This is a genomic window from Aeromonas sp. QDB11 (assembly GCF_027705265.1).
Classification (GTDB): Bacteria; Pseudomonadota; Gammaproteobacteria; order Enterobacterales; family Aeromonadaceae; genus Aeromonas; species Aeromonas allosaccharophila.
Window position 1 is genome coordinate 1 of sequence record NZ_JAPDBM010000143.1, and the last position, 2,349, is coordinate 2,349.

The following is a 2,349-nucleotide window of genomic DNA, read 5'->3' on the forward strand; positions in this document are numbered from 1 at the left end:
AGGGGTTCCGCGCACATTTCCCCGAAAAGTGCCACCTGACGTCTAAGAAACCATTATTATCATGACATTAACCTATATGTCAAGACCCGGCTGGTTATACACGCGTTTCCTGAACAATTCAGGGCGTTTTTCATGCCATTCCTTGAGCGCCTGAACGGGTGTTTTGTGTTGGAGCGCGCGTTGCGGAATGCTGTGGTTGTAGATCTTGACGTAATTGCGCAGCGTCGATTCCAGTTCGGCAGCTGAACCAAAACGGGTCTGGTTGACGATGTCGCTGATACGACCGTTGAAGCGCTCCACCATGCCGTTGGTCTGCGGATGACGAGGCGGGATGAGCCGGTGCTCGATGCCGAGCTGCTTGCACAGGCGGTCGAACACGTGTGTGCCGCTGGGTTCCTTCTTCTTGCCGCCAGCCGTGAAGCGGTCGGTGAACTGGCTGCCGTTGTCGGTCAGAAGCTTGACGATCTTGACGGGACAGGCTTGCTGGACTTTGTTGAGGAAGTCGCCACTGCTGCCATCGGTCTGGTCGGCATAGAGCTCGATGAAGACCCAGCGCGTAGCACGGTCGATGGCAACGAAGAGATAGCGCCTTGCCGTCTCGTCGGGCATCTGCGGCAGGTACTTGATGTCGATGTGCACAAAGCCCGGCTCGTAGTCCTTGAAGGTCTTTTTCGTGGCGGGCGCAGTGCCTTCCTGCTCGACCAGGTTACGTAGATCCGAGACACCGTGGCGGCGCAGGCAACGTCCCAGGCCGGCACGCGAGACGGCTGGATTGATGAACTCGCGCGTGACCGCCAGCAGGTCGTCCGTGGGCAGCAGCAACGTCTTGCGCAGCTCCACCACGATGAGCTCCTGCTCGGGCGTGAGCGTCGTGTACATCTTGTTCGGCGCATGCGACTTGTCTTCAGGAGACTCGCGGTTTTGCCACTTTCGGATGGTTTGGCGGGTGACGTTGTACATCCTGGCCAGTTCGGCCTGCGGGAGCGTCGAGTTCCTGATTTCCTCACGGATCAGGTGGGTAGTACGGGCTTGGCTGTGCAGTGCCTGGGTCATCGAGTTGCCAGTGAAGAGTCGGATTGGAACAGTGTACGCAAAACGTGTCTGGCCTTGAAGAGCGGCCAGCTACGCATGGGTACATGATCCCACGAGTCCAGACACCTATAAAAATAGGCGTATCACGAGGCCCTTTCGTCTTCAAGAATTTTATAAACCGTGGAGCGGGCAATACTGAGCTGATGAGCAATTTCCGTTGCACCAGTGCCCTTCTGATGAAGCGTCAGCACGACGTTCCTGTCCACGGTACGCCTGCGGCCAAATTTGATTCCTTTCAGCTTTGCTTCCTGTCGGCCCTCATTCGTGCGCTCTAGGATCCTCCGGCGTTCAGCTTGTGCCACAGCCGACAGGATGGTGACCACCATTTGCCCCATATCACCGTCGGTACTGATCCCGTCGTCAATAAACCGAACCGCGACACCCTGAGCATCAAACTCTTTTATCAGTTGGATCATGTCGGCGGTGTCGCGGCCAAGACGGTCGAGCTTCTTCACCAGAATGACATCACCTTCCTCCACCTTCATCCTCAGCAAATCCAGCCCTTCCCGATCTGTTGAACTGCCGGATGCCTTGTCGGTAAAGATGCGGTTAGCTTTTACCCCTGCATCTTTGAGCGCTCTGATCTGAATATCGAGGGACTGCTGGCTGGTTGAGACCCGCGCATAACCAAAAATTCGCATAAAATGTACCTTAAATCGAATATCAGACACGATGTGTCTATTATGCCAAAATGACGATTTAATGGACACTCAAACGAAGCCGTTTTACTATGTCTGATAATTTATAACATTTCGGACGGTTGCAAAAATGTTACTAAATGCCCGTCAGGCAGGGAGGCCGATATGCCCGTTGACTTTCTGACCACTGAGCAGACTGAAAGCTATGGCAGATTCACCGGTGAACCGGATGAGCTTCAGCTGGCACGATATTTTCATCTTGATGAAGCAGACAAGGAATTTATCGGAAAAAGCAGAGGTGATCACAACCGTCTGGGCATTGCCCTGCAAATTGGATGTGTCCGTTTTCTGGGCACCTTCCTCACCGATATGAATCATATTCCTTCCGGCGTCCGGCATTTTACCGCCAGACAGCTCGGGATTCGTGATATCACCGTTCTTGCAGAATACGGTCAGAGGGAAAATACCCGCCGTGAGCATGCAGCGCTGATACGTCAGCACTATCAGTATCGTGAATTTGCCTGGCCCTGGACATTTCGCCTTCATGTACAGAACCTTAAGCGGCAAGCGAATTAATAATACCGTCTAACGTGTTGTTTTGCTTGGATTTTCTCTGCCT

Annotated in this window: 2 protein-coding genes and 1 pseudogene; 1 reads left to right on the top strand and 2 read right to left on the bottom strand. The window is 53.6% G+C overall.

Going from position 1 to position 2,349, the window contains the following annotated elements; genetic code table 11:
• Window positions 1-72 precede the first annotated feature (72 nt).
• Complete coding sequence (locus OKC40_RS22190) at window positions 73-1,053, bottom strand: IS481-like element ISKpn27 family transposase (protein WP_013213985.1); 981 nt, start codon at window positions 1,051-1,053, stop codon at window positions 73-75.
• 122 nt (window positions 1,054-1,175) lie between these two features.
• The gene (locus OKC40_RS22195) at window positions 1,176-1,733 is read right to left on the bottom strand and encodes a recombinase family protein (RefSeq protein WP_001217881.1); all 558 of its coding nucleotides are present in this window, start codon (window positions 1,731-1,733) and stop codon (window positions 1,176-1,178) included.
• Between the two features lie 162 nt (window positions 1,734-1,895).
• On the opposite strand from OKC40_RS22195, the pseudogene OKC40_RS22200 reads away from it, so the two are divergent.
• Window positions 1,896-2,273, top strand: a pseudogene (locus tag OKC40_RS22200) (DUF4158 domain-containing protein); the annotation flags it as partial.
• Window positions 2,274-2,349 lie beyond the last annotated feature (76 nt).

Coding starts and splice junctions, on each gene's coding strand:
- OKC40_RS22190 (WP_013213985.1), bottom strand. CDS start 1,053: ATGACCCAGGCACTGCACAGCCAAGCCCGTACTACCCACCTGATCCGT.
- OKC40_RS22195 (WP_001217881.1), bottom strand. CDS start 1,733: ATGCGAATTTTTGGTTATGCGCGGGTCTCAACCAGCCAGCAGTCCCTC.